The following is an 18380-nucleotide window of genomic DNA, read 5'->3' on the forward strand; positions in this document are numbered from 1 at the left end:
CCCCTGCTGACACCGCACCGACGCGGGCGCCGGGTCCCGGCCCCGCACCGACGAAAGGACATCCAGTGCTCGAGAAGTACCTCGACTACGTCACCGGCATGCTGGGACGGGTCGTCGAGTCCAACGCCGAGGTCCTGCCCCGCGTGATCGACGAGACCGCGCGACGCGTGACGGAGGACCGCCTCATCTACGTCTACGGACCCGGCGGGCACGCGAACATCGCGAGCCAGGAGGCGTTCTTCCGCGCCGGCGGCCTGATGAACATCTCGGCCATCCTCGACGAGGGCACGATGCTGTCCAGCGGCGCGCGGCGGTCGATGGCGATGGAGCGCACCCCGGGCTACGGGCGCGTCGTCATCGACCACTCCGGCCTGGGCGAGGGCGACCTCATCCTCATCGTCAACTCCTACGGCATGAACTCGGCCGTCGTCGACTCCACGCTGCGGGCCAAGGAGCTGGGGGCCACGGTCGTCGGCGTCAGCTCCCGCGAGCACGCCGAGACCATCGGACCGGACCACCCGGCCCGGCACCCGTCCAAGCAGAACCTCCACGACCTGGCGGACCTCTTCCTGGACTCGCACGTGCCGGTCGGGGACGCCGTGGTCTCCTTCGACGCCGACGTCCCGAACGCCGGGGCCGTGTCGACGTTCGCCAACGCCTTCCTCATGAACGCCATCCAGATGCTCACCATCGAGCGGGTCCTCGCCGACGGAGGCCGGCCGGCCGTGTGGACGAGCGGGAACGCTCCGGGCGGCGACGAGGCGAACGCCCGGCTCGTCGACCGGTTCACCGGCCGCATCAAGCTGCTCTGAGCGACGGAGGACACAGACGATGGAGCTCATCCAGAACCACACCCTCGCCGAGCTCGGCGCCGACGGTGCACGGATCGCGGCGCGGGCGATCGCCCGGGCGCACGGCGAGGGGCGGGAGGCCACGGTCCTGCTGGCCGCCGCGCCCAGCCAGGTCCCCGTCCTCGACGCGCTGGTGGGGGCGGACGTCCACTCCCGACCGGTGCGGTACTTCCACATGGACGAGTACGTGGGGCTGCCCGCAGCGGCGCCCCAGGCGTTCGGCCGGTGGCTGGAGGACACCTACCTCGCCCGCCTCCCGCAGGGCAGCCCGTACGTCTTCGAGCGGATCGACGCCTCGGGCGCGGCGTCGGCGGCGGCGAGCGACTACGCGGCGCGGCTGCCGGACGGCGACTTCGACCTCGTGCTGTGCGGGATCGGCGTCAACGGCCACCTCGCGTTCAACGACCCGGGCGCGGACCTGGAGGACCCCGAGCCGGTGCGCCACATCGAGCTCGCGGAGGCCTCCCGGACGCAGCAGGTCGACGAGGGGCTGTTCCCCGAGCTCGCGGCCGTGCCCCGGCACGCCATCACGGTCACCGTGCCGCGGATGCTCGCCGCCCGCACCATCGTCTGCTCGGTCCTCGGGGCGGCGAAGGCCGAGGCGATGCGTGCGATGCTCGAGAACGCCGTGACCAACGAGGTCCCCGCGACCGCGTTGAAGAACCACCCGGACGTCACGGTGCTGGCGGACCTGGAGGCGCTGAGCCGTGTCGCGTGAGACGTACGAGGGCCGTGACGTCCTCACCGGCCGCCCCGTGCGGGTCGCCGTGCGCGCGGGGGTCATCGACGAGGTCGCGCTGCTCGACACGTCCGACGGGCTGCCCTGGCTCAGCCACGGCCTGGTGGACCTGCAGGTCAACGGGTTCGGCGGCACCGACGTCAACGCGGCCGATCTCACCGTCGACGACGTCGGCCGCCTCGCGCGCAGCCTCGCGGCGCAGGGGACGAGCCACTGGGTGCCCACGATCGTCACGCAGAGCCACGAGCGCGTCGCGCACGCCCTGTCGGTACTGGCCGACGCGGTGGCGAGCGACCCGGTCGTGGCCGCGTCCGTGCCGTGCGCGCACATCGAGGGGCCGTTCATCTCGCCGCTGGACGGGCCGCGCGGGGCGCACGACCGGGACCTCGTCCGGGAGATCGATGTCGACGAGGTGCGGCGCTGGCAGGAGCTGTTCCCGATCGGCTACCTCACCGTCTCGCCGCACGGCGAGGACGCCCCGGCGAAGATCTCCGCGCTGCGCCGGCTCGGCGTCGCGGTGGCCATCGGCCACACGCACGCCACGGCCGAGCAGGTCGCCGCGGCCTCCGTCGCCGGCGCGACCCTCTCGACCCACCTGGGCAACGGGGTGCGCGCCGAGCTCCCCCGGCACCCCAACCTGCTGTGGGAGCAGATCGCGGACCCGACCCTGTCGGCCGGGCTCATCGCCGACGGGCACCACCTGCCGGCCGCGGTGCTGGAGAGCGTCGTGCGCGCGAAGGGACCGCAGGGCTGCTACCTCGTCTCGGACTCGGTCGCGCTCGCGGGCTCCCCCGCCGGCCGGTACACCACGCCGGTCGGGGGCGACGTCGTCCTGTCCGACGACGGTCGGCTCGCCCTCGCCGACGACGACCGGCTGCTCGCCGGCTCCGCGGTCTCCCTCGCGCACTGCGTCCGGTTCGCGGCCACGCGCACCCAGCTCGCGCTGCCCGACGTGTTCGCCATGGCCACCCGGGTACCCGGGAGGCTGCTCGCCGAGCTCGCCGGTTCGGGCGGCGTCGGCCGGATCGAACCGGGCGCGCAGGCCCACCTCGTCCTCTGGGACACGGACCTCGCCTCGCTGAAGGTCGTGGGGCCCGCCGGCGGCACGATCGACGCATGAGCCGACCCGTGAGTCCTCGCGCCCCGCGCCCGGCGCCCGTGACCATCACCGACGTCGCGCGGGCGGCCGAGGTGTCGACGTCGACGGCCTCGCGCGCGTTCAACCATCCGCACCTGCTGCGGGAGGACACGGTCGCCCGGGTCAAGGCGGCGGCCGACCGGCTCGGCTTCCGCCACAACAGGTACGCGAAGGCGCTGAGCACGGGCAGGTCCTCCGCGCTGGGGCTCATCGTCCCCGACCTGTCCAACCCGTTCTTCCCGCCGCTGGTGCACGCCGCCCAGCTCGCCGCGGAGGAGCAGGGGTACTCGCTCTACATCCTCAGCAGCGAGCACAGCGTGGCCCGCGAGAAGCAGCTCGCCGCCCTGGTCAGCCGCGACGTCGCCGGGCTCGTCCTCGCCTCGACGCGGATGTCGCGCTCGCACGTGCTCTCGGTCGCGGACCAGGTGCCGACGGTGCTGATCAACGCCCGCGTCACCGGCCTGTCATCCGTGCTCGTCTCCGCCGCACAGGCGATCTCCGACGCCGTCGCCGACGGCGTGCGCACCGGGGCGTCGGGCGTGGCCTACATCGGGAGCAAGGAACGCTGGTGGCCGAACATGGAGCGGGAGACGAGCGCCCGCACGGAGGCCGCCGGGCACTCCCTGCCCTACCGGTACCTCGAGCTCGACGAACCGACCTACGACGCCGCGCGACTGCTCGTCGGCGACCTCGAGGTCCGCGAGGGCGAGCTCGTCGTGGCCTTCGACGACATCGTCGCCCACGCCGTCCTCGACGGGCTGGCCGCCCGCGGCCTGCGAGCACCCGACGACTTCCGGGTCCTGGGCTGCGACGACGCCCTACCCATCAGCACCCAGCCCGCGATGTCCACGGTGCACCTGGACACCCGTACCGCCGCGCGCACGGCGATCGACCTGCTGCTCTCCGACGACGCGGGTGCGGGTGCCCGGCAGGTCGTCGTCAGCGGCTCCTACCGCAAGGGCGAGACGACGTAGGGGCCGCCGTGAGCCGGCGTACTTCCGGCGCCCGAGCAGGGCCATCCTGTCCGGGAGGTCAGGCCGCCACGACGGTGACGAGTCCGTCGAGACCGGCAAAATCGTCGGTGTTGTGGGTGATCACAGCGGCACCGTGTGCCGCGGCCGTCGCCGCGATCATGAGGTCGATGACACGGCCTCGAACGTCGCGTCCGCCGGTCAGCACAAGTCCGCACACGGTCTCGTACGCATCCGCCACTGCGTCGTCGAACGGGATTCCAGCGCCCAGGACCGTTCGAAGCCGCGTGATCCGTGCCTCGCGACGCGCCCGTTCGACCGGGTCGACGGTCTTTCGGAGACCGTAGCCGAGCTCGGCCCACGACAGCGACGAGACGGCGACGTCGTAACCGGGGTGCGAGAGCGACTCCGCCACCAGCAGACTGGTGTCGAGAATCGCCCTCACTCCGCCTGCTCCCACGGGTCGGCGGGATCGACTGCGGCACGGTCGATTGCGATCTCTCGCGCCCAGGCGTCGTCGGCGCCGAACTCTCGCAGCAACGAGTCGATCGCTTCGCTGGCGACCCAGCGTGGCCTGCGATGGCCTGCGACCTCCGCCACCGGTTCGCCGTGATCGGTGATCGTGTAGGTCGCACCACCCTTGACCTCGCGCAGCATTCTCGTCGGATTCTGGCGCAACTCACCGATGCTGATGGTCTTGCTCATACACACCTCCGGGTCCAGACAATTATCTACACGGTTGCGCGTGCTGTCCAGGCCGGTGGATGGTGACCGGGGTCGGTCGCGTCGTCGCCGAGACGGCCCTCGCCCGCCGACCGGCCGGCCGGTCGGCTCAGCTCAGCTCAGCTCAGCTCCAGTCGACGCTGAGGTACTGGACCTCCTGGTACTCGCGGATGCCCTCGTGGCCGCCCTCGCGGCCGAGGCCGGACTGCTTGACGCCGCCGAACGGCGCCGCAGGGTCGGACACCAGCCCGCGGTTGAGCCCCACCATCCCCGTCTCGAAGCGCTCAGCGATCCGCATCGCCCAGCCGAGATCACGGGAGAAGAGGTAGGCGGACAGACCGAGCTCGGTGCCGTTGACCTGCGCGAGCATCTCCTCGTCGTCGGTCCAGGTGACGATCGGCGCGACCGGGCCGAAGATCTCGTTCCGGACCAGCGGGGAGTCGGCCGGCACGTCGCGCACCACGGTCGGCGCGTAGAAATGCCCGTCGAGGCCGCCGGGGACATCCGCGCGCTGGGTGACCCGCGCGCCGGCGGCCACCGCGTCGTCGACCAGCTCGGTCACGCCCGCGAGCGCCTTCGCGCTGATGAGCGGGCCGATCTCGGTCGCGTCGTCCTGCGCAGGGCCGACCCGCAGCGCCTCGACCTTCGCGCCGAACCGCTCGGTGAACTCCTCGACGACGTCGGCATGGACGTAGAACCGGTTCGCCGCGGTGCATGCCTGGCCCCCGTTGCGGAACTTCGCGAGCATCGCGCCCGCGACCGCCTGGTCGAGGTCGGCGTCGGCGGCGACCACGAGCGGGGCGTTCCCCCCGAGCTCCATCGACGCGCTCACGACCCGCTTCGCCGCCTGCTCGAGCAGGATCTTGCCGACGCCGGTGGAACCGGTGAAGGAGATCTTCGCGACGCGCTCGTCCTTGAGCCAGGTGGTGACCACCGAGGAGGCCGACGACGTCGGGACGACGCCTACGACGCCGTCGGGCACGCCCGCCTCGGTGAGGATCCGCGCGATCGCCAGCGCGGTCAGCGGAGTCTCCGAGGCGGGCTTGAGCAGGACCGTGCATCCTGCGCCGAGCGCGGGGGCGATCTTGCGCGTGGCCATCGCGGCGGGGAAGTTCCACGGCGTCACCAGCGCGGCGACTCCGATCGGCCGGTGCGTGACCACGGTGCGCACCCCGCCCGCGGGCGCCACCGTGTACTCCCCCGCACCACGGACGCACTCCTCGGCGTACCAGCGGAAGAACTCCGCCGCGTAGGTCACCTCGGACCGGGCATCGGCCATGGCCTTTCCGTTCTCCGCGGCGATGAGACCGGCGAGCGCCTCCTTCTGCCCCGTCATCAGCTCGAACGCCCGGTGCAGGACGTCGGCCCGGGCGCGCGGGGCCGTCGCGGACCAGGCCGGCAGAGCGGTGGCCGCGGCGTCGACGGCGCGCCGTGCGTCGTCGGGGGTGCCGTCCGAGATCGCGGCGATTTCCAACGTCGTGGCCGGGTCGGCGACCAAGAAGGTCGCACCCGACGATGCCGCGGCACCCCGCCCGTCGATCCACACGCCGCGCTCGGGATCGATCGACCGAACCAGGTCGGTGACGGCGGCGGGGTGGGTGGTCGTCTGAGTCATCGTCGTCTCCTTGGTCGAGGTCGCGAGGCGCACGGGGGCCTCGTCGCACTGTGCACCGGCCGTCCGGGCGGTACCAGGCCCCGTGCGGGTACTACCGGGGTCAGGGGTCAGGGGTCAGGGGTCAGGGGTCAGCGGTCAGGGGTCGTGAGTCGTGGGTCGTGGTCGTGCGGTCGCGGTCGGGCTGCCGCGACGCGGCCGCGCGCCCTGGCCCGCGCCCGCATGATGCTCACCAGTCCCCAGGCGACCCCGCCGATGGTCAGGGCCGCCGTCAGGGACTCCACCGGGCTCGGCAGCCGCCGGTCGACGAGGCAGGAGTAGAGGACCGCGAACACCGCCTCGGTGACGATGAGCAGCCCGAGCACGGAGGCCCCCAGGCTCATGCTCGCCCGCGCCCACAGCCAGGTGGCGACCCAGGACGCGCCGATGCCGAGGACGATCGACCACGCCACGAGCGCGGGCAGGTCCCCCGCCGCCGGCAGGTCGATGCCGCCACGGACCAGGACGTCGACGGCGAGGATCGCCGGGAGCGTGATGAGCGTGCCCAGGCCTGTGAGCGAGGCCCAGGAGACGCTGCTGGTCAGCGGCCGGTCGTGCAGGTACTCGCTGTTCCAGATGCCGTAGACGAGCCAGCTGAGCAGCGCGAGCACGGCGAGGACCAGGCCCAGGACCGGCCTCGGGCCGAGCACGGCGAGGTCGCCGGCGAGCGCGGTGGCGGCGTTGACCGCGAGACCCGCGGCGACGAGCAGGAACGGTCCGAGGACGCTGCGCCAGCGGAAGACGGGGCGCCGGACGTTGCCGACGGCGGCCATCATCAGCGGCAGGACGGCGAAGACGAGGGCGACGGGGACGGAACCCGCGGAGACGATGCCCGCGGAGATGAGCGAGTAGAACAGGGAGTTGCCGAGCAGGCCGAGGAGGATGATGCGCCGCCAGTCGCGGGCCCGCAGGTCGCGGACCGCGACGAAGCCCCGGGCCGCGAGGACGAGCACCGAGGAGAGGCCGAAGACGAGGTACCTGCCGAGGGCCAGCTCGGTGCCGTCGGTGGCGACGAGCTCGGGGGCGACGAAGGCCAGTCCCCACAGGGCCGTCGCCCCGAACGCGCACACCACGGCCATCCGCACGGGACACATGCTCGCACCCGGCCTCGACGGCGCACCGCGACCGGTCGCGGTGTCCACCGGTCAGGACGGTGGGATCGATGCGGCCGGTCCGTCGGCCCGTCGGCTCGGGCCGCGGCCACCCCTCAGGGCCGCGCCGCGGCCGTCCTGTGTCCCGACGCGCGCGCCGGGCCACGCCGGTCCCGAACACGACTCGGGGGCGGTGCGCCGGATCGGCACCCCGCCCCCGTGATCACCCAGGAGTCACTTCTTCTTGTTCTTCTTGGCCTTCTTGTTCTTCTCGTCGTCCTTGTCCTTCTTCGACTTCTTCGCCACGGTGCACCTCCTCGTTCGTCAACTGGATGTTGACACGAAGTCAACCATCGGTTGACGCGGGGTGTCAACCTGTCGTTGACGCCGGCGTGGCGGGCACCTGGCCGAACGCCGCCCCGACGCTCGATACGATGGCCGCATGGGCAAGCGCAGCGACGTGGTGGACGCCGCCGATCCCGGCGCCGCGCAGAACGCGAGCAGCGAGAGGCAGCGAGCCCGCGCGGCCGAGGATGCGCGGACCGCGCTCGCGGCCCTCACCTCCGCGACGGAGCCGCTGGAGGTGCTCGACGGCGCCCGTCGTCTCCGGGAGACCGCCGAGGCCATCGAGTCCGACGCCGTGCGCGCGGCCCGCTCCGCCAAGGTGTCCTGGTCGAAGATCGGCGCCGTCTACGGCCTGACCAAGCAGGGGGCGCAGCAGCGCTTCTCCCCGAAGAACGCCGAGCGACGAGGAGAGACCGATGCCCCACCCAGGTCCTGAGCAGCCCACGGCCGGCCCGGGATCGTCCGGCAACGCGGACAGCCGCGAGAGCGCCGTCCGGCTCATCCGGTCGGCCTCGCTGTCCGACGCCGCGGAGTACGCCTACGCGGCCACCGTCCCCGCCGACGCGCGGCTCGTCTTCCTCGCCGGCTCCTGCCCGCTGGAGATCGACGGATCGACGGCGGCGGTCGGCGACTACGCCGGCCAGGCCCGGCAGTGCGTCCTGACGCTGACGCAGGCCCTCGAGGCCGCAGGCGCGCGGCTCACCGACGTCGTCAGCACCCGCGTCCTCGTGGCCTCGTCACGGCAGGCCGACCTCGTGACCGCGTGGGAGGTGGTGCGCGACGCGTTCGGCGAGCACGACGTGCCCAGCACCCTCCTCGGCGTCACCGTGCTCGGGTACGACGACCAGCTCGTCGAGATCGAGGCCGTCGCCGCGGTCGTCGACGGGCCCGGCGACGTCCCGGGCCACGGCGGGCCGGATGTGCCCGAGCTCGAGGACGACCAGAGCGTGGCGCCGCGCCCGGAGGAGGAGGTCGCCGACGAGCTGCGTGCCCGTCCGGACCCGGGCGGCCGCGGCGGACCCGTCGCCTGAACGACGCCCTCGGATACAGCGGTCACAGATACCGTCGCGCGACCTGCACCGTCTCGGGGCCGTAGGAGCCGCCGAAGATCACCGCGTGCATGACGAGCATCGTCAGCTGGTGCAGGCCCACCCGCTCCTGCCAGCCGTCGGAGAGCGGCGAGACCTCGTCGTAGCCGGCGAGGATCTCCGGCAGGTGCGCGATCCCGAACAGGTCGAGCGCCGCGAGGTCGGTCTCGGCGTGGCCGCCGTGCGCCGCGGGGTCGATGAGCACACCTCGGACGCCGGGGCCGCCGCGCTCGGGGCAGCCGCGCCCGGGGCCGGCTCCGGCCGCACCACGCCCCTCGGAGCCACGCGGCCCGCCGGTCCACACGACGTTGCCGCCCCACAGGTCGCCGTGCAGGCGCGCGGCGCCGTCGCCAGTGCCGTCGCCGTCGCCGACGAGCGCGGGCTGTGCGTGGTCGAACTGCCCCGCCGCGAGGCGGTCGGCCAGCTGCTCGAGCACCCGGCCGCCGCCCTCGTCGATCGAGCCGTTCGCGAGCGCCCGCGGGACGTAGGGCCGGATCTGGTACTCGGCGTAGAACTCGCCCCACGAGGAGAAGACGGGCGCGTCGTCGTGGCCGTGCAGCGGCATCACCCCCGAGCTGCGGGGCACCTCGCCTGACCAGCCCGGCGGCGCGCAGCCCAGGGACGGCGCGCCGGCCGCGTGGGTCCGGGCGAGCGCCCTGCCGAAGGCGGCCGCGGCGTCGGGCGTCGCGGGGGCGTGCTCGAGGCGGTCGAGGTCGACCCAGCCCTCCCCCTCGGCGAGGATCCCCACGACCGGTGCTCCGCCGTCGGACTCGGCGTCGGTGAGCCAGCGCAGGCCCGCGGTCTCGAACGCCAGGGTGGTCGGCTCGTCGGTCTTGCGGTGCGTCGCCATCCGGCCATGGTCGCAACGCGGGCCGGATCCCGCGAGGGCGGGTCGGGTGATCGTCCCCTGGAGGCGGGCGGAAGGCCGGGCCATGCCCGGGTCACGCCGCCAGACTCGCCGGAGGTGCCCCGGCGGCCCGGCCGATCCGGGTCAGTCCCTCGATCCTGCGGCGAGGGAGACGAAGACCGACGTCGACACGAGCGTGGCGATCATCTGGTGGACCACCTCGGCCGTGCCCGTGGCCGCGCGGCTCGCGGACACCAGCTCGGTGCCGTGCGCGTGCACGGCACCGGACCAGGGGATCTCCGGGTGCATGAGCGGCGCGGCGCCGGCGGCGAAGAGGATCGCCGCCACGGCCGAGTCGTGCGTGCCGGCCTGGTCGCCGTCGACGAGCACGCCGCGGATCGTCTCCACCAGCTGCTCGCGCCGGGTCGACTCCCCCGCCGTGAGCCGCGTGGAGGGCACGAACCCGAGGATCTTGCGCCGCTCGCTCCCCAGGTGGCCGCGGTCGACGAGCCGGTCGATGACGGGCGCCCGCAGGCGCGGCCCGACCTGGAGGACGAAGGACTGCGCAGTGACCGGGCGGCGGGCCACGACGTCCCAGCCGATGCGCAGCAGCTCGTCGCCTGGCGGGATCTCCGACGCCGCCCGGACCGCGTCGCGCGGGTCGTCGGCGTCGGGCGTGACGAGCCCCTGCTCGGCCAGGTCGACGAGCAGTGCGCCGGCGAGCGCATGGAACAGGCGCTGCCCCTCGCCCCGGAAGAGGTGGTGGCGCTCGTCGAACAGGACGAGGAGCAGGTCCTCGACGACGAGCTCGGCGCTGGTGGTGGTCGACGACATCGGTCGGGCCTCTCGGTGGGGCGGGCGGCGCCGCGGTCCGGGTCCGGCCCGGTCCGTCGGCAGGACGCGCGTGTCCACCACGGTAGCGTCACCGGCTCGCTCTGCCGAGAGCGGATCGGCTGGGCCGCGCGCAGCGGGGCGCCCTACGCTCGCGGACATGACCGACAGCAGCAGCGCCGGGGACGACGAGGCGACGACGCACGCGGAACCGGGCGACGACGTCGGACGACCCGCCTGGAGGTCCGGCGTCACCGGACAACGCGACCGTACGCCTCCGGGGGTGCCCGAGCCGCTGTGGCGGCACATGGTCGGCGACCGGTTGCGGGTCGCGCGGCACGAGCGCGGGGAGCGGCTGACCGACGTCGCCGAGCGTGCCGGCCTGTCACCTCAGTACCTCTCCGAGGTCGAGCGCGGCCGGAAGGAGCCCTCGAGCGAGATGATCGCCGCCATCGGCGGTGCCCTCGACCTCACGCTCGTCGACCTCGCGCTGTCCGTGGCCCAGCGGCTCGGCGCCACGCCGGCCGCGCTCCCCCACGCCGGGTCGACGCGCGACGGGGCCACGTGCCGCGGCGCGTTCGCCCTCGCCGCCTGACGTCGCGGCACCGTCGCCGGCTCCTCGCGGGCAACGGACGGTGCGGCACGCCACCGCGCGACGCCCTTCCCACCCGGCCCGTCCCGCGCAGCCAGACAGCTCAGCGGCCATCGATGACGTGGTCGACCAGGCCGTAGTCGCGGGCCGCCGCGGCGGTGAGCACGCGGTCGCGGTCGGTGTCGGCTCGCAGCCGCGCGACGCTCTGGCCGGTGTGCCGCGCCAGCGCCTCCTCCATGTCGGAGCGGATCCGGACGACCTCGTCGGCCTGGAGGATGAGGTCCGGGATCGTGCCGCGCCCCTGGGCGGTGGGCTGGTGCAGGACGATGCGGGCATGCGGCAGGGCGGCGCGCTTGCCCGGGGCACCGGCGGCGAGCAGGACGGCACCCGGCCCCACCGCCTGACCGACGCAGGTGGTCGCGACCTCGGGTCGGATGTAGAGCATCGTGTCGTAGACGGCGAGCATGGCGCTCGGGTCGCCGCCCTCGCAGTTGACGTAGAGGTGGATGTCGCCGTCGGGCTTGTCGGACTCCAGGTGCAGGAGCTGGGCGATGAGGGTGTTGGCGACGCCGGCGTCGATGCCCGTGCCGAGGTAGATGATGCGCTCGGTCAGCAGGTGGGAGTAGACGTCCATGATCCGCTCTCCGCGCGGGTGCTGGGCGATGACGTTGGGAACCGTGTAGCTGGTCATCGCGCACCTTCCGCGGCGACGAACCCGGCCGCGGTGCGGGCACGGGGCCGGATCTGGTCGAAGGAGTCGGCGATCTCGTCGATGAACCCGTACTCCAGCGCCTCGCGTGCCGTGTACCAGCGGTCGTGCAGGGAGTCCTCGAAGACGCTCTCGATGCTCTGCCCGGTGTCCTCGGCGACGAGCCGCAGGACGGTGTCGCGCGTGTGCCGCAGGTCGTCGGCCTGCAGCTCGACGTCGACGGCGGAACCCCCGATGCCGGCCGATCCCTGGTGCATGAGGATCCGCGCGTGCGGCAGCGCGCGCCGGTGGCCGGGCGTGCCTGCGGACAGGAGGAACTGGCCGGCGCTGCAGGCGATGCCGAGGGCGAGGGTCGCGACGTCGTTCGGGATCATCCGCATGACGTCACGGATGGCGAGCATCGCGGGCACGGATCCGCCCGGGGAGTGGATCCACAGGGCGATGCCCGCGGCGGGGTCCTCGGCCGACAGGGCGATGAGCTGGGTGGCCAGCAGGGTGCCGTTGTCGTCGTCGAGGACGCCGTCGAGGACGAGGACGCGGCGCTCGAACAGGTCGCGGCGCGCCGACTCGCTGAACAGTGGTGGTCGGGGCTGATCGCTCATGCAGGCACCCTGCGCCCGGTGAGGTGGCCGGGGAGCCGGGATCTGCCGCCGGCAGATCGGCCGTCGGCAGCGCGGGTGAAGAACCGCGTGCGGCGTCAGCCGTCCTGCTGGACGACCTCGAAGCCGAGGACCTCGACGTCCATGCCGCGACGCTGGTCGTTCTCGTGCCCGCCGGTGGGGCGTGCGGCGGACCAGGCCTCATAATCCTCGCGGCTCTCCCAGCGGGTGACGACGAAGTAGCGGGACTCCCCGACGACGGGGCGCAGCAGCTCGAAGCCGAGGAACCCTGGCGAGGCGTCGACGGCCTTCCTACGGGCGGCGAAGCGCTGCTCGATCTCGGCCTGCGCGCCCTCGGGGAACGTCAGGGCGGTGATGTTGACGAAGGCCATGGTGATCTCCTCCTGCGGCGCGGGCGCGCCGGCGCGATGCACGGGTGACGGTTGCGGTAAGGCCAGCCTAAGCACGCGCGGAGTCGTCCGGCTGAGCCCTTGGTCCCGGGCAGGGGTACTCCTGCCCTGGTCCGGGGCGCGCGCTCGTCCTAGCGTGCGGTCATGTCCCCCGACGCTCCCCCGAGACCACCGATCTCCCGACGACGATGGTTCGTGCAGGGCGCCCTGCTCGGGGTGATCGCCTCCGTGCTGCTCGTCGGGGCGGTCGGCCTGCTGCGGCGCGACGCGGCCGAACCGCTCGTCACGACCTACGGCCTGTCCGACACCACGGGCACCGGCGACCTGCGCACCGTGGGCTTCTGGGTCTACGACGTGCGCCAGCCCTCCGCGGTACCGTCCCTCGCCTCCCCCTGGGGCGACCGGTACGTCTCCCTGACCGGCAGCCTGACCTGGACGTGGGGTGCCGACGGCGACGACGGCCGGGAGACGATCGACCTGTCCGACCTGGACACGACGCTGTTCGCCGTCGACGCCGACGGCGCCCGCACCGAGCTGGCGCTCACGGAACGGGGCCAGCGGGCGGCGGACCGGATCGGCGGCACGATCCAGCGCCGGGATCCCTACCGGTTCTGGCTCGTCCACGAGCCCGGCGAGGGGCAGGTCGAGCACTACGAGCTCGAGCTGACGGTCGACGGCGCGGACTACACGTTCGTCCTCACGGAAGGTGGCCGGTGATGGCCGGCCTCTCGCGGGCCCTGGTCCCGCCCAGAGGTGCGCGGGCGGTGTTCGGCGTCGCCGGAGTCGCGATGTTCGCGACGTTGAGCACCGGGCTGGTCCTGCTGCCGCGCGGCGGGGGCGAGGGGGCGACCGTCCGCGGCGAGGAGGTCCGTGCCGAGCTGGTCGACGGGGTCGGGGTGACGCTCGTCGGGGAGCTGCGCGACCGGGGCTGGCGGGCGGACTGGCCCAGCGAGCCGTACGCGCTCGATCTCGAGCTGACGATCGAGAACGAGAGCGATGAGCCTGTGACGCGGAGGTACGACGTGCGGGTGACCGAGGTCTCCGACCCGGGCGATCCGTTCATCCTCCGGCAGAGTCTGGAGTACAGCCTGGGCACCGCGCACGTCCCGGCGGGGACGTCGCTGACCACGGGCTTCGGCTTCCACCACACGGACGGGTGCGGGGACTTCATCGCGTTCGTGGACTACAGCCCGGACAGCGACTACGGCTCGGACCTGCGCACCGTCGAGGTGCCGTTCACGATCGGCGACGAGGAGTGCCTGGCCGACCTGGCGTGAGGGACCGCGGGACGCCGCCGCAGGTCCCCGGCCATGTTCGGGTTGGCCATGTTCTCGCCGGCCTCAGAAGTACTTCCGAAGATATTCACGGAGCTCGTCGTCGCAGACGTACACGAACGTCCCGAGCATTCCCCTCGTCAGCAGCACACCGTAGATGTTGGTGATGAGTCGACGAAGGTCGTCGTCCGTGTACATGATGCCGAGCAGACCGTTGTTGGCCTTCCCTTTCGCATCGACGTACGAGTCGCGGTCGATGTAGAGGCGTCGCTCGTCAGGGTCGTAGCGCAGGTCATTGCCGATGATGACGCCCGCATAGTTGAGGTCGTATCCCTGGACGGTGTGGATGGAGCCGACCTCGCCCAGCGATCCGGGAGAATTGATCCAGTCGCGCGTCTGCCGGTTCCACGGCAGCCGGTGACTACCGAGCTCGATGTCGTGCGCGACCGCGCCGCTGCGACTGTTCCATCTCCAGGCATAGCCTGCGACGAGCCGCGCCAACCCGGCCTCGGCGTCCTTCGTCCTGATGAGCTCGTACATCGCGTCGAAGTCGTCGAAGAGCCGAAGGTGGTAGTCGTCGAAGGTGAGTCGCTGATCCTGCGCTCCCGCCAGGACGTTGCGCACGTACCCGACGTAGTCCATGCCTGCGCCGACGCGCATCTGCGTGAGCAACCGGTAGTGCCGATCATCGTCGCCCGCCCTGGCGACCAGCCCGTGCAACGTCTCCTCCGGGATGTCGGCCGGCCTGACCCGCTGACCGGCGTCCACCAGGAGAATCTGGTGCCTGCTGCGTGCGGCGATCCAATCGAGCTGGGTCTTGGTCTGCCAGCTTTCCCCGAACAACCCCTGACTGATCTCCCGGTACTGCTTGGTCAGCGTGCCCATCGCCTGAGCGGAGTAGATCGTCAGCCGGTGAGCTTCGTCGACGATGAGCAGGTCGAAGTCGTCCTTGCTCCGACCGACCTGAAAAGGTGTGAGCACCATGTCCGGTCGCAGCCCGGGTGTCTTCCTGAAGACCTTCTGGATGGAGTCCCGCAGCGACTGCTGCGGGACGACGAGACCGATCCGGAATCCCTCAAGGTGCTCGCGATGGCCCGGCGTGAAGTAGTCGGACAGGAACGAGTCCGAGGACAGCTCGTCGTCGTCGGCGACCTGAATGTCAACGAGCAGCTTGACGATGAAGATGGCAAGGATGGTCTTACCCGTTCCCGGGTGCCCCTCGACGAGACTCGCGCTCGACAGGTCGGCGGCGAGGTCCTCGAACAGACCATCGAGAATGCTCTCGACGACAATCGCCTGATCATGGGTGAGCGCCTTGAACGGGGACAACTTGAAGAGGTCGCTGTTGACGATCTCGGGGATGCTGCGGTCGAAGTACCCCGCCGCGCGGAGCTCGTCGAAGATCTCATCGAACCGCAACCGGTACCACGCACGGTCGAAATACTCGGCGTCAGTGATCCCGTCGTTCCTGTTGAGCACCTCGAACTTGCCATCGCCCCCGAGCAGCCTGATGAGCGTCGACTCCAGGTCGAGACAGACGGACTTGTTGAACGTCTCGTCGATGACCACCCGCACCGTGTCGAGGCCGTCCTTGGTGCCCAGGTGCTGCCGCATCCTGCCCATCGCGTTGCCGGTCTCGCCCACGTAGATCGAGCGTGGCCCGTTGATGCTGTAGACCACCGGCCAGTTGCTGTGACGAGGATCGACCCGGCTCCACTCATCCACGGAGCCGGAGTCGAAATCGAGTCGCTCAATCCTCCAGCTGGTCATACTTCAGACTCGTTCCTCGCGCCTTGTCGACCGGATACTTCTCGCGGGTCCTGGCCAGCTTTCGGAGCACAAGATCTTCCGGCTCGTCGCCCAGCGCGTCCGCGAGCAACAAGCAGTACGTCAAGACGTCGGCGAGCTCGTCACGCACCCCATCGAACTCCCCCGGGGCGCCCCACTGAAAGCATTCCAACAGCTCTGCCGATTCGATACTGATGCTCTTCGCAAGATTCTCCGGCGAATGGAACTGCGTCCATTCGCGTTCGGCGACGAACTCGCGCAGGACATGAATCGCACGGTCGTTCATCACCGGGCGACCGTAGCACGATGACGACGACACAATTCCGCGCGAGAGCGCCGTCTCCCACGCCACTCACCTGGTTCGTCGCGCCGGTGCGCGGATGGTCGCGAAGCGCCCCGACCAGAGCGCGCCGCCGGCCGCAGACACGAGGGGGCGCGCGGATGCGCTCCAACAGCCCGCGCCAGTGATGCAGTACGTGAGGGGACGGTGGACGTCGCGTGCCCTCACGTCGAACCGAAAAGAGATCCTTGTGAGTAACCGCCTCGTCGAGCTCGCACTCCGGCGTAGATGTTGCGCATGTGCGACGTCGTGCAGGAACTTCTTGATGCGAGCGTGGTCGTACGTCGTCAGGTTGATCTCCTGACCGCAGAAGCCCCCGAGCGGCGCCCCAGCGCCTTGGCGGACTTCAGCAGCAGGGAACCCGACCCTGGGGCGGGGTCGTAGACCTTGCGGACGCGCGTCTTGCCGTGGACCGTGATCCGGGCCAGTCCCTCGGAGACTTCCTGCGGCGGGTAGTGGTGCAGAGCACCCATGGACGGCCCCGCCTCTACGCCTCGTCCTCGAGCTCACGCAATCGCGCCAGCCGGTCTCTCGCCCGGCCGATCGCCTCGTGCTCACCGAGGTCCCACCACGCGGTGCCCCGCTCCCCCAGCCCCTCCTTCGCTGCCTGCACACGACGCCTGGCCGCGGTCCGGGCGTCGTCGTCGGGGGCGGTACGGACGGCAGAGCGTGCGCGGCCGAGCGCGGAAACCAGCGCGGCGCGCACCTCCTCGGGCAGCCGCGGGTCGGCACGGCGCCACCGCCGACCCCGCACCACGACGTAGCGCTCGGTGTCCGTCACCTCTGTGCTCCCGCGACCGGCAGGGTCGGCCTGCGTGTGCGTGCCTGGCGTCGGGCCGATCTCCGGGCTCAGAGCTCGGTCGTCGATGTGCCGCCCGCGGGCCGCTCGCCGGACACCTTCGCCTTGACGAGCTGCGCGAGAGCGGAAACCTTCCCGCCGGGGACGCCCCAGTACTGCGCGGACTCCCCGACCGCCCTGACGAGAGTCAGGTTCGGGTCGTCCCTTCCCTCGACGTAGGCTTCGGCGCCGTCGCTCCACAGCTCCTCGACCTTGGCGCGGTCCTCGACGAGCTCGACGCGGCACGCGACGGACAGCCAGGAGCCGGCCTCGGCGACCGCGATGTTGGCGTTCGGCCCGCGCCGCAGCGCGTCGGCCTGACCGCTCGCGAGGCTGAGGAAGAACCAGACGTCGGCGTCGTCGCTGACCTCCTGCGGGGACATCGGGTGGGCCAGGAGCTTCCCGTCGGCGAGAGCGGTCGTCAGCATGACGACTCGGCTGCCGCGGAGGAGCTTGACGACGTCGGCCTGGGTCAGGTCGGAGATCTCAGCCATGGCGCTGTCCTTCCGGGTAGGTGCGTCCACTCGATCGATGGCGAACGTCCCGACGGTACGGGCAAGCGCCGCTCGTCGCGCGTCGAGCGGCGCACCGCAGGTCGGGCCGAGCCCGCGACGAGGTCGCGGGTGACTCGGCTGGCGACGTGCAGGTCAGGTGGGCCTCCGTCGTGCCGGTGATCGAGCTCGATCAGGACGTCGCACCGCGCCCGGAGGAGGACGAGGCGGATCGCCTGCGTGCCGCACCGGACCCGCAAGGGCGCGGCGGCCAGCCCGCCTGACTCGTGCCACGTGGTTGCGTGACTGCTGGTGAGTCGGACGAGCAGCGCGCGGATCTCGAGTGCTGGTTCTTGGTCGAGGGTGAGTTTCTCGCCGTTGATCTCGATGGTTGCTGAGCGGACGGCTCGTGGGGTGCGGACGAGCTTCTCGGTCGACATGGCCGAGACCTCGGTGAGGTGGCGCGTGATGGCCAGGGTGGCGAACGGTCGGTGCCGTGCCGTCGACGACCAGCCAGGACAGGATGTGCATGGTGAACGCGAGGTCTGGCTTCGACTTCGGCGCCAGCACGCCCGCGGGGGCGAACCGCTCGCCGTGGATGAGCAGCGGGTCGGCGTCCCCGGCCCACCTGATCGAGTAGGGCGGGGTGGACACGAGCGCCTCGAACGGCTCGTCGTCCCGGTGCTGGGGATCGGTGAGGGTGTCGCCGAGGGCGATGCTGAACGACTCGAAGGTGACGTCGTACGGGAACATGTTGATCCGCGCGAGGTCGTACGTCGTCAGGTTGATCTCCTGACCGCGGAAGCGCCCGGCGTTGCAGTGCCCGAGCACCGTCGCGAACTTCAGCAGCAACGACGCTGACCCGGCGGCCGGGGCGTCGACCTTGCGCACACGCGCCTTGCCGTGGACCGTGCTCCGGGCCAGCACCTCGGAGACCTCCTGCGCCGTGCAGTGCTCACCGCCGGACCTGTCCGCCTGCGAGGCACACATCCGCGTGAGGTACTCGCTGATCGACGCCGGTGCACCGGTGCGAGGATGGCCGCGAACCCGATCGACCCGCGGGT

Annotated in this window: 21 protein-coding genes and 3 pseudogenes; 9 read left to right on the plus strand and 15 right to left on the minus strand. The window is 71.8% G+C overall.

Annotation, left to right across the window (positions count from 1 at the left end; translation table 11 throughout):
* Window positions 1-65: 65 nt before the first annotated feature.
* The 4 genes from AC24HA_RS13380 to AC24HA_RS13395 are packed head-to-tail and all read left to right on the plus strand — an operon-like array spanning window position 66 to window position 3702.
* A complete protein-coding gene (locus AC24HA_RS13380; RefSeq protein ID WP_425709928.1) occupies window positions 66-812 on the plus strand; it encodes a sugar isomerase domain-containing protein in 747 nt (248 codons plus the stop codon).
* A gap of 19 nt (window positions 813-831) precedes the next feature.
* Complete coding sequence (locus AC24HA_RS13385) at window positions 832-1569, plus strand: 6-phosphogluconolactonase (RefSeq protein WP_425709927.1); 738 nt, start codon at window positions 832-834, stop codon at window positions 1567-1569.
* Window positions 1559-2710: an N-acetylglucosamine-6-phosphate deacetylase gene (locus AC24HA_RS13390; protein ID WP_425709926.1), complete on the plus strand. Its 1152-nt coding sequence runs from the start codon at window positions 1559-1561 to the stop codon at window positions 2708-2710. The genes AC24HA_RS13385 and AC24HA_RS13390 overlap by 11 nt, the downstream gene beginning before the upstream one ends.
* Window positions 2707-3702, plus strand: coding sequence for a LacI family DNA-binding transcriptional regulator (locus tag AC24HA_RS13395; protein ID WP_425709925.1), 996 nt, complete (start codon window positions 2707-2709; stop codon window positions 3700-3702). Before AC24HA_RS13390 ends, AC24HA_RS13395 begins: the two co-directional genes overlap by 4 nt.
* A gap of 58 nt (window positions 3703-3760) precedes the next feature.
* Here AC24HA_RS13395 and AC24HA_RS13400 read toward each other — a convergent pair whose 3' ends face one another.
* The 4 genes from AC24HA_RS13400 to AC24HA_RS13415 form a co-directional block, all read right to left on the minus strand.
* The gene (locus tag AC24HA_RS13400; protein WP_425709924.1) at window positions 3761-4144 is read right to left on the minus strand and encodes a PIN domain-containing protein; all 384 of its coding nucleotides are present in this window, start codon (window positions 4142-4144) and stop codon (window positions 3761-3763) included.
* Window positions 4141-4404: a type II toxin-antitoxin system Phd/YefM family antitoxin gene (locus AC24HA_RS13405; protein ID WP_425709923.1), complete on the minus strand. Its 264-nt coding sequence runs from the start codon at window positions 4402-4404 to the stop codon at window positions 4141-4143. The genes AC24HA_RS13400 and AC24HA_RS13405 overlap by 4 nt, the downstream gene beginning before the upstream one ends.
* Before the next feature lie 142 nt (window positions 4405-4546).
* A complete protein-coding gene (locus AC24HA_RS13410) occupies window positions 4547-6037 on the minus strand; it encodes an NAD-dependent succinate-semialdehyde dehydrogenase (RefSeq protein ID WP_425709922.1) in 1491 nt (496 codons plus the stop codon).
* A 128-nt stretch (window positions 6038-6165) separates the two neighbouring features.
* A complete protein-coding gene (locus AC24HA_RS13415) occupies window positions 6166-7167 on the minus strand; it encodes a DMT family transporter (RefSeq protein WP_487563517.1) in 1002 nt (333 codons plus the stop codon).
* 439 nt (window positions 7168-7606) lie between these two features.
* On the opposite strand from AC24HA_RS13415, the gene AC24HA_RS13420 reads away from it, so the two are divergent.
* Together AC24HA_RS13420 and AC24HA_RS13425 are read left to right on the plus strand one after the other, a co-directional pair.
* Window positions 7607-7945, plus strand: coding sequence for a hypothetical protein (locus AC24HA_RS13420; RefSeq protein WP_425709921.1), 339 nt, complete (start codon window positions 7607-7609; stop codon window positions 7943-7945).
* Between the two features lie 64 nt (window positions 7946-8009).
* Window positions 8010-8393 (plus strand): annotated as a pseudogene (locus AC24HA_RS13425) (RidA family protein); the annotation flags it as partial.
* A 169-nt stretch (window positions 8394-8562) separates the two neighbouring features.
* Here AC24HA_RS13425 and AC24HA_RS13430 read toward each other — a convergent pair.
* Window positions 8563-9447 (minus strand): fructosamine kinase family protein, encoded by an 885-nt coding sequence (locus AC24HA_RS13430; RefSeq protein WP_425709920.1) that lies wholly within the window; start codon window positions 9445-9447, stop codon window positions 8563-8565.
* Window positions 9448-9588: 141 nt separating this feature from the next.
* Window positions 9589-10278 carry a GOLPH3/VPS74 family protein gene (locus tag AC24HA_RS13435; protein ID WP_425709919.1) on the minus strand — a complete coding sequence of 230 codons (690 nt, stop codon included), beginning with the start codon at window positions 10276-10278 and terminating at the stop codon, window positions 9589-9591.
* A gap of 157 nt (window positions 10279-10435) precedes the next feature.
* On the opposite strand from AC24HA_RS13435, the gene AC24HA_RS13440 reads away from it, so the two are divergent.
* A complete protein-coding gene (locus AC24HA_RS13440) occupies window positions 10436-10870 on the plus strand; it encodes a helix-turn-helix domain-containing protein (RefSeq protein WP_425709918.1) in 435 nt (144 codons plus the stop codon).
* 100 nt (window positions 10871-10970) lie between these two features.
* Here the strand turns inward: AC24HA_RS13440 and AC24HA_RS13445 are convergent, their stop codons facing one another.
* The 3 genes from AC24HA_RS13445 to AC24HA_RS13455 form a co-directional block, all read right to left on the minus strand.
* On the minus strand, window positions 10971-11558 hold the full coding sequence (locus tag AC24HA_RS13445) for a ClpP family protease (RefSeq protein ID WP_425709917.1): 588 nt from the start codon (window positions 11556-11558) through the stop codon (window positions 10971-10973).
* On the minus strand, window positions 11555-12178 hold the full coding sequence (locus AC24HA_RS13450) for a ClpP family protease (protein WP_425709916.1): 624 nt from the start codon (window positions 12176-12178) through the stop codon (window positions 11555-11557). Before AC24HA_RS13450 ends, AC24HA_RS13445 begins: the two co-directional genes overlap by 4 nt.
* A gap of 95 nt (window positions 12179-12273) precedes the next feature.
* Complete coding sequence (locus tag AC24HA_RS13455) at window positions 12274-12567, minus strand: antibiotic biosynthesis monooxygenase family protein (RefSeq protein ID WP_425709915.1); 294 nt, start codon at window positions 12565-12567, stop codon at window positions 12274-12276.
* A gap of 162 nt (window positions 12568-12729) precedes the next feature.
* Here AC24HA_RS13455 and AC24HA_RS13460 point away from each other — a divergent pair, with 162 nt between their 5' ends.
* Both AC24HA_RS13460 and AC24HA_RS13465 read left to right on the plus strand, forming a co-directional pair.
* Window positions 12730-13302 (plus strand): hypothetical protein, encoded by a 573-nt coding sequence (locus AC24HA_RS13460; protein ID WP_425709914.1) that lies wholly within the window; start codon window positions 12730-12732, stop codon window positions 13300-13302.
* On the plus strand, window positions 13302-13862 hold the full coding sequence (locus tag AC24HA_RS13465; protein ID WP_425709913.1) for a hypothetical protein: 561 nt from the start codon (window positions 13302-13304) through the stop codon (window positions 13860-13862). Before AC24HA_RS13460 ends, AC24HA_RS13465 begins: the two co-directional genes overlap by 1 nt.
* Before the next feature lie 63 nt (window positions 13863-13925).
* On the opposite strand, the gene AC24HA_RS13470 is transcribed toward AC24HA_RS13465, so the two are convergent.
* The 6 genes and pseudogenes from AC24HA_RS13470 to AC24HA_RS13495 all read right to left on the minus strand — a co-directional run.
* Entirely contained in the window at window positions 13926-15584 is a 1659-nt protein-coding gene (locus AC24HA_RS13470) for a DNA/RNA helicase domain-containing protein (RefSeq protein WP_487563518.1), read from the minus strand.
* 25 nt (window positions 15585-15609) lie between these two features.
* A complete protein-coding gene (locus AC24HA_RS13475; RefSeq protein WP_425710256.1) occupies window positions 15610-15933 on the minus strand; it encodes a nucleotide pyrophosphohydrolase in 324 nt (107 codons plus the stop codon).
* A 297-nt stretch (window positions 15934-16230) separates the two neighbouring features.
* Window positions 16231-16472 (minus strand): annotated as a pseudogene (locus AC24HA_RS13480) (N-6 DNA methylase); the annotation flags it as partial.
* Window positions 16473-16474: 2 nt separating this feature from the next.
* A complete protein-coding gene (locus tag AC24HA_RS13485) occupies window positions 16475-16768 on the minus strand; it encodes a biopolymer transporter Tol (protein WP_425710242.1) in 294 nt (97 codons plus the stop codon).
* A 68-nt stretch (window positions 16769-16836) separates the two neighbouring features.
* Entirely contained in the window at window positions 16837-17319 is a 483-nt protein-coding gene (locus AC24HA_RS13490) for a pyridoxamine 5'-phosphate oxidase family protein (protein ID WP_425710243.1), read from the minus strand.
* 468 nt (window positions 17320-17787) lie between these two features.
* A pseudogene (locus tag AC24HA_RS13495) lies at window positions 17788-18321 on the minus strand (N-6 DNA methylase); the annotation flags it as partial.
* Window positions 18322-18380 lie beyond the last annotated feature (59 nt).

This window comes from Georgenia sp. Z1491 (assembly GCF_057652395.1).